At 71.9% G+C, this 7121-nt stretch carries 7 protein-coding genes and 1 pseudogene; 4 read left to right on the plus strand and 4 right to left on the minus strand.

What is annotated here, in order from left to right:
- Positions 1-58: 58 nt before the first annotated feature.
- Entirely contained in the window at positions 59-487 is a 429-nt protein-coding gene (locus ACWF94_RS28245) for an ATP-binding protein (protein ID WP_453494400.1), read from the minus strand.
- 329 nt (positions 488-816) lie between these two features.
- Positions 817-1746, minus strand: a complete 930-nt coding sequence (locus ACWF94_RS28250; protein ID WP_453494403.1) for a hypothetical protein — start codon at positions 1744-1746, stop codon at positions 817-819.
- 212 nt (positions 1747-1958) lie between these two features.
- Between ACWF94_RS28250 and dapE the strand changes: the two genes are divergently transcribed.
- Together dapE and ACWF94_RS28260 are read left to right on the plus strand one after the other, a co-directional pair.
- Positions 1959-3038, plus strand: coding sequence for a succinyl-diaminopimelate desuccinylase (gene dapE / locus ACWF94_RS28255; protein WP_453494406.1), 1080 nt, complete (start codon positions 1959-1961; stop codon positions 3036-3038).
- A 70-nt stretch (positions 3039-3108) separates the two neighbouring features.
- The gene (locus ACWF94_RS28260; RefSeq protein ID WP_453494409.1) at positions 3109-3858 is read left to right on the plus strand and encodes an LOG family protein; all 750 of its coding nucleotides are present in this window, start codon (positions 3109-3111) and stop codon (positions 3856-3858) included.
- A 254-nt stretch (positions 3859-4112) separates the two neighbouring features.
- Here the strand turns inward: ACWF94_RS28260 and folP are convergent, their stop codons facing one another.
- On the minus strand, positions 4113-4973 hold the full coding sequence (gene folP, locus ACWF94_RS28265) for a dihydropteroate synthase (protein WP_453494412.1): 861 nt from the start codon (positions 4971-4973) through the stop codon (positions 4113-4115).
- 121 nt (positions 4974-5094) lie between these two features.
- Between folP and ACWF94_RS28270 the strand changes: the two genes are divergently transcribed.
- Positions 5095-5490 (plus strand): DivIVA domain-containing protein, encoded by a 396-nt coding sequence (locus ACWF94_RS28270; protein ID WP_453494415.1) that lies wholly within the window; start codon positions 5095-5097, stop codon positions 5488-5490.
- Positions 5487-6068, plus strand: a pseudogene (locus ACWF94_RS28275) (DNA-3-methyladenine glycosylase I); the annotation flags it as partial. The gene ACWF94_RS28270 and the pseudogene ACWF94_RS28275, both read left to right, overlap by 4 nt.
- A gap of 196 nt (positions 6069-6264) precedes the next feature.
- On the opposite strand, the gene chcB reads toward ACWF94_RS28275, so the two are convergent.
- Complete coding sequence (gene chcB, locus ACWF94_RS28280) at positions 6265-7065, minus strand: 2-cyclohexenylcarbonyl CoA isomerase (protein ID WP_453494418.1); 801 nt, start codon at positions 7063-7065, stop codon at positions 6265-6267.
- Between the last annotated feature and the right edge of the window lie 56 nt (positions 7066-7121).

Raw genomic sequence — 7121 nt, forward strand, 5'->3', positions numbered from 1 at the left:
CTCCCGGGCCCCTTCCGACGTACCGTTCGCGAGGTTCGCGTACTGCGGGTTACGGGTTCTAGCCCAGCGGCAGCGGGCCGGTGCCCAGCGGCAGCTTGTCACCGAGCGGGCTGGTCTGCACCGCCTCGCCGAGCTGGTCCGTCGGCAGCCCGGTGCCACCGCCGAGCTGCTCGGTGACGCCGCCCGCGGCACCGCCGAGGACATCCTGCGCGCCGCCCCCGGGGTTGGCGGCGGCCCGCTGGAGGGCGGGGGCGGCCTGCTCGACGGTCTTGCCGCCGGTCTCCGCCAGACCGGCGGGGTTCTCGGTGGCACCGGTGACGGTGTCGCTGACGCTCGCGGTGTCGAGGGAGGACAGGCTGCTGCCGACCGGGTTGGCCTGCTCAAGGTCCACGGCGCTTGCGGAGCCGGCCGCACCGACCACGGGGGCTGCGCCCGCCGCGATGAGCAGCGCGGCACGGGCGATCCGACGGGTCAGGGGGAGGGACATGATGCTCCTTGAGACGAGAGGGACGGTGGGATCGTGTCTGTCCGTTCGCCGGTCCGCCCCCGGAGGGTGCCGGTCCGGTCGAGCGGACGCAGTGACAACCGGTCGGGGGGCGGGGGAAGTTGCGGTACCCGAAGGTAAAGAATTCGTAATGCATCGCATAATCCGTCATGGATAAAGACGGGCAAACATTCCATCCCGCCGGGAGTTGGCGAATCGTCACTTCCCTTGCCCCGTAAGGGATATAGGGCCGAACGAAACCCGGTCGGCAGACGGCGTGCCGGCGCATTGGAGTGACACCCGGGAATTCCCCTAACGGGGGAGCGTTCGCATCAGCGTGCGATACGCATTCGAACGTCGCCATGGTCCGCATTCCGTACGGGACCGGCGGTGCGCCAGCCGTCCCCGGCCCGCTCGGCGCTCCATACCCTGCCCCCGTAGGCGATCTCCTCGATCCCCAGCCCGTCCGCGCGCGCCACCGCCCAGTGCGCCAGCTCCCAGCCACGCTTCGGCATACTCCCGTCGGCCGGGCCGCTGTTGGCCACCACCGGCGATGTCACCGGTACGGAGATCTCGCGCGGCTCCGGTGCTCCCGGCCTGCCCTTCGCCCTCGGCAGTACGTCGGGCCCGAACGCCCGCACCAGCTCCGCCCGCACCTTCGCCGGGTCGGCCGAGTCGGTGCCCGTGCCCGGGGTGCAGGTCAGCGCCGAGTCCGCGCGCCCGGTCAGCGCGGCGGCCAGCAGCGTCGCGTTCGGCTCGTGCTTCGCGTACGCCTGCGGGAAACCGCTGAGCTGGACGCGCTGCGCGGCGACGGTCAGCGGCAGCCGGGAGTAGCCCGGGACCTCGGCCAGCCGGTCGTAGAACTTCCCCGCCGAGTACACCGGGTCGGTGATCTGCTGCGGGGTGCCCCACCCCATGGAGGGCCGCTGTTGGAAGAGCCCCAGCGAATCGCGGTCCCCGTGCCGGATATTGCGCAGTCCCGACTCCTGGAGCGAGGTCGCGAGAGCGATGGTGACCGCGCGCTCCGGCATACCGCGAGTGGTGCCGACCGCGGCGATCGTCGCGGCGTTCGCCGCCATCTCGGTGCTCAGCTCATACGTCGGCCCGCCCTGTCCGGCACCCGCCCGGACCAGGCACCGGGCAGTGGTGCCGCCCGCCAGGTACTGGAGCGTGACATAGCCGGCCAGCGCCAGCAGCACGGCGAACCCCGAGGCGATGCGCAGGGGACGGCCGCGCCGGGCTGAGGATGCATGTTCGGGCACACGCCCACGGTACTTTCGGGCAACCGGGCAGGGCACTCGGGGCACCCCTGTGAGGGCCACCGGATGGAGCCGGTACGAGGGCCACCGGCTGGAGCCGGGCGGCGGGCCGTCCCGGCGGCGCCTCCGCCGGGACCCTGCCCCGCGCGGTCGCGGGCGTCAACGGCTCCCGCGCGGTCGCGGGTCTCGACGGCTCCCGCGCTATCGTCGTCGTCATGCCCCGCACCGTGCTCGACCTCGCTCAGGACGCCCCGGCGCTCACCGCCGCGCTGGTCGATTTCCCCTCCGTCAGCGGCTCGGAGAAGCCCCTCGCGGACGCCATCGAAGAGGCGCTGCGCGCCCTGCCGCATCTCACGGTCGACCGGCACGGCAACAACGTGATCGCCCGCACCGGCCTCGGGCGGGCCGAACGGGTCGTACTCGCCGGGCACATCGACACCGTCCCCATCGCGGACAACGTCCCGTCCCGGCTGGACGCCGACGGTGTGCTGTGGGGCTGCGGCACCAGCGACATGAAGTCGGGCGTCGCCGTCCAGCTGCGGATCGCCGCGACCGTGCCCGAGCCCAACCGCGACCTCACCTTCGTCTTCTACGACAACGAGGAGGTCGCCGCCCACCTCAACGGTCTCGGGCATGTCGCCGAGGCGCACCCGGAGTGGCTGGCGGGTGACTTCGCCGTCCTTCTCGAACCCTCCGACGCCCAGGTCGAGGGCGGCTGCCAGGGCACGCTCCGGGTCCATCTGCGCACCACGGGGGAGCGGGCGCACTCCGCGCGCAGTTGGATGGGGTCCAACGCGATCCACGCCGCCGCGCCGATCCTGGCCCGGCTCGCCGCGTACGAGCCCCGGCGGCCGGTGATCGACGGCCTGGAGTACCGCGAGGGGCTCAATGCCGTACGGATCGAGGGGGGCGTCGCCAACAACGTCATCCCCGACGCGTGCACGGTCGTCGTCAACTACCGCTACGCCCCCGACCGGAGCGAGGAGGCGGCCGTCGCCCATGTCCACGAGGTCTTCGCGGGATGCGGTGTCGCCGAGTTCGTCGTCGACGACCACACGGGCGGTGCGCTGCCCGGTCTCTCGCACCCGGCCGCCGCGGCGTTCATGAAGGCCGTCGGCGGGAGCGCCCGGCCCAAGTTCGGCTGGACCGATGTCTCGCGCTTCAGCGCGCTCGGGGTGCCCGCGGTGAATTACGGGCCCGGGGACGCTCTCTTCGCGCACAAGCGGGACGAACACGTCGCCGTGGACCGGATCACCCACTGTGAGAACCGGCTGCGTGACTGGCTGACGTCCTGAGTTCGTCTCCTGGCCGTCTTCACCGCCCTACTCTTGGCCCAGCAACGATGTTCGGCGGAGGGAGCAGGTCATGGGCAACCCCGAGGGTTCGCGGGCGCCGGAGGAGCAGCGGCTGGGGCCGGTACTGCGCCGGAGGGACCAGGTACAGCCCGGGACCACCGACCAGCGCCTGCTGGACACCGAGGGCGACTCCGAGTGGGTGCACACCGATCCCTGGCGGGTGATGCGCATCCAGTCGGAGTTCGTCGAGGGCTTCGGCGCGCTCGCCGAACTGCCGAGCGCGATCAGCGTCTTCGGTTCGGCCCGGACCAAGCCGGGCACCCCCGAGTACGCGGCGGGCATCCGGATCGGCCGGGCACTGGTCGACGCGGGCTTCGCGGTGATCACCGGTGGCGGCCCGGGGGCGATGGAGGCGGCGAACCGGGGCGCGCGGGAGGCCAACGGTATCTCCGTGGGCCTCGGTATCGAGCTGCCCTTCGAGCAGGGCCTCAACCAGTACGTCGACATCGGGGTGAACTTCCGCTACTTCTTCGTACGGAAGATGATGTTCGTCAAGTACGCGCAGGGATTTGTCGTCCTTCCGGGCGGTATGGGCACACTGGACGAACTCTTCGAGGCGCTGACCCTGGTCCAGACCCAGAAGGTCACCCGATTCCCGATCGTGCTGTTCGGCACGGAGTACTGGGGCGGTCTTGTGGACTGGCTCCGTACCTCCGTCGTCGGCCAGGGCAAGGCGTCGGAGCGGGATCTGCTCCTGTTCCATGTCACGGACGACGTGGACGAGGCGGTCTCCCTGGTGACGAAGGAAACGGGGCACTGACCGACAGGGTCACTGAGCCGTTTGGTCACCGATCACTCCTGAGGGCGGGGGCCTACCTGTCCGGCCGTCCGGCGACCTGCCCGAAGGGCGTGCGGGGGCCGCCGGGGCGGTGTCCCGTGCGGTGACCCCGGGCGGCGTAAGGGGCGTAAGGGGGCGCCCCCGTACGGCGAGGGCCCGGAGTTGGGGGAGCCGAGAAGCGTGCTCCGGAGGGTCGCCCATCTACAGCGAGGGTCCCCGGGCGGCCCGGGCGGGGGTCAGGCCAGGCCGCGGCGGGCCACGGCCGGGGCGCGGTGGCCCGCGATGCCGGCCACCATGTCCAGCACCTGCCGGGTCTCCGCCACCTCGTGCACCCGGTACACCCTCGCCCCCAGCCACGCCGACACCGCCGTCGTCGCCAGCGTCCCGATCACCCGCTCCTTCACCGGACGGTCCAGCGTCTCCCCGACGAAGTCCTTGTTCGACAGCGAGACCAGCACCGGCCAGCCCGAATCCACCAGCTCGTCCAGCCTGCGCGTCGCCTCCAGCGAATGGCGGGTGTTCTTCCCGAAGTCATGGCCGGGGTCAATCATGATCGCGTCCCGCCGGACCCCCAGCGCCACCGCCCGCTCGGCCAGCCCGAGCGTCACCCGCAGGATGTCCGCCACCACATCGTCGTACGCGACCCGGTGCGGACGGGTCCTCGGCTCCGCGCCCCCGGCGTGTGTGCACACCAGGCCCACTCCGTGGCGCGCGGCCACCTCCGCCAGCTTCGGGTCCACCCCGCCCCACGCGTCGTTGAGCACGTCCGCGCCCGCCTCGCAGACCGCCTCGCCCACCTCGTGCCGCCAGGTGTCGACACTGATGACCACATCGGGGAAGCGCCTGCGCACCTCGGCCACGAAGCCGACGGTCCGCCGCGCCTCCTCCTCGGCCGTGACCTCCTCCCCCGGACCGGCCTTCACCCCACCGATGTCGATGATGGCAGCACCCTCTGACACCGCCTGCTCGACGCGGGCGAGCGCGGGCTCGTCGAGGAAGGTCGCCCCCTGGTCGTAGAAGGAGTCGGGAGTCCGGTTCACGATCGCCATGATCACCGGCTCGTGCGTGTCGAATTCACGCTGTCCCAGCCGCAGCATCAGCTGTTTTCCTCCTCAGGTCGTCCGCCTGCGACCCTAACTGTCACACCGGCGTGGCACGATCGGCGGAGATACGGTTTCACCTCCGGGGAGTGCCCGGGATTCGGGGAGAGGGTCGCAGGTGTTCTTGTTCTTGCTGATCGCGATGGTCGTGGTCGTCGGAGCGGTCACGCTCGCCGTGATCGGCGGCGGCGACAGCGCCGCCCTGCCGGAGGCCGCCCCCGAGCGGCTGGTGGACCCCCTGCCCGCGACCCGGCCGGTCGGCCGGGCGGATGTCGAGGCGCTGCGGCTGCCCGTCACCGTGCGCGGGTACCGGATGGCCGATGTGGACGATGTGCTGGGCCGCCTCGGCGCCGAGCTGGCCGAGCGGGACTCCCGTATCGCCGAGCTGGAGTCCGCGCTGGCCGGGGCGCAGGCGACCGCAGTCGGCAGACACGATCTGTTCGGCAGGCCGGGCCCGGGCGAGAAGCACGATCTGTTCCGCAAGCCGGGCCCGGGCGAGAAGAGCGGGCAGTGAGCGGCGGCGCCGTGGCCGGACCGGACGGGAAGCCGCGCTGCCCCTGGGGTCTGTCCAGCGAGGACTATCTCGCGTACCACGACGAGGAGTGGGGCCGCCCGGTCCACGGCGATGACGCGCTGTTCGAGCGGCTCTGCCTGGAGGCGTTCCAGTCCGGTCTGTCGTGGATCACGATTCTGCGGCGGCGCGAGGGATTCCGTGCCGCCTTCGACAGTTTCAGGATCGCCTCGGTGGCGGAGTTCACGGACACCGACCAGGAGCGGCTCCTCGCCGACGAGGGCATCATCCGCAACCGCGCCAAGATCGAGGCGACGGTGGCCAACGCGCGGGTGCTCGCCGAGTGGTCGCCCGGCGAGCTGGACACCCTGATCTGGTCGTACGCACCGGACGCGACGGGCCGCCCGGCCCCGCTGACCATCGCCGATGTCCCCGCGGTGACCGACGAGTCGACGGCCCTCGCGAAGGCCCTCAAGAAGAAGGGCCTGCGCTTCATCGGGCCCACGACGGCGTACGCCCTGATGCAGGCGTGCGGTCTGGTCGACGACCACCTCGACGCCTGCGTCGCCCGCGGAGCGGGCGCGGGCCGGAAGAAGCCGGGCGCGGGCTCGGGGAAGACGGGCGCGGGGCTGGAAAAGACCGGTGCGGGCCGGCAGGAGACCGGCGCGGGCCCGGAGAAGGGCTGACGCACCCGGGCTGACACACCCGGGCTGACGTACGGGGGCTGATGCCCCGGGGTTCCCGGCAGACCGTGGGGACACCGCCCACCGCGGGTTGCTAGCGGCCCAGATACGTCGGCTTCTCCTTGGCGACGAACGCCTGCACCGCGATCCTATGGTCCTCGGAGGCGCCGGCCCGCGTCTGGAGTTCCTCCTCCTTGCCGAGGGTCTCGGTGAGCGAGTGGCCCGCGCCATGGGCGAGGGACTCCTTGATCGCGGCGTACGCCACGGTCGGGCCGGCGGCCAGGGTCCGGGCGACGGCGAGGGCCTCGGCGGCCAGGTCGTCGGCCGGGACCAGTTTGTTGGCGATGCCCAGGTCGTACGCCTCCTGCGCCGAGAACGACCGGGGGAACAGCAGCAGATCGGCGGCGCGGCTCTGCCCGATCAGCCGGGGCAGCGTCCAGGACATCCCCGAGTCGGCGGAGAGCGCGACCCCCGCGAAGGCGGTGGTGAAGGTGGCGGTGTCGGCGACCACCCGGTAGTCCGCCGCGAGGGCGAAGCCGAGCCCGGCGCCCGCCGCCACCCCGTTCACCCCGGCGACGACCGGCTTCGGCATCTCGGTCAGGGCGCGGACGATCGGGTTGTAGTGCTCGCGCACCGTGCTCAGGGCGTTTCCGGAGCCGGACTTCCGGGCCTCTTCGAGATGGGAGATGTGCTCTTTGAGGTCCTGGCCCACACAGAAGGCACGCCCGGCCGCCGTGAGCAGTACCGCCCGTACGTCAGGGTCGGCGGCCGCGGCCTGCGCCGCGTCCCGCAGCGCGACCTTGGCATCGGTGTTCAGGGCGTTCATGGCCGTGGGCCGGTTGATCGTGATCGTCGCGAGCCCGTCGTTCACCTCGTACAGCACGGCGTCGGCCATGTCGGGGTCCCCTTAAGCGGTTCGGCGGTGGTGACTGATGGTCCTCAGGGCTCAGC

Source organism: Streptomyces sp. NPDC055078 (genome assembly GCF_053607985.1).

Coding starts and splice junctions, on each gene's coding strand:
- ACWF94_RS28245 (WP_453494400.1), bottom strand. CDS start 487: ATGTCCCTCCCCCTGACCCGTCGGATCGCCCGTGCCGCGCTGCTCATC.
- dapE (WP_453494406.1), top strand. CDS start 1,959: ATGCCCCGCACCGTGCTCGACCTCGCTCAGGACGCCCCGGCGCTCACC.
- ACWF94_RS28260 (WP_453494409.1), top strand. CDS start 3,109: ATGGGCAACCCCGAGGGTTCGCGGGCGCCGGAGGAGCAGCGGCTGGGG.
- folP (WP_453494412.1), bottom strand. CDS start 4,973: ATGCTGCGGCTGGGACAGCGTGAATTCGACACGCACGAGCCGGTGATC.
- chcB (WP_453494418.1), bottom strand. CDS start 7,065: ATGGCCGACGCCGTGCTGTACGAGGTGAACGACGGGCTCGCGACGATC.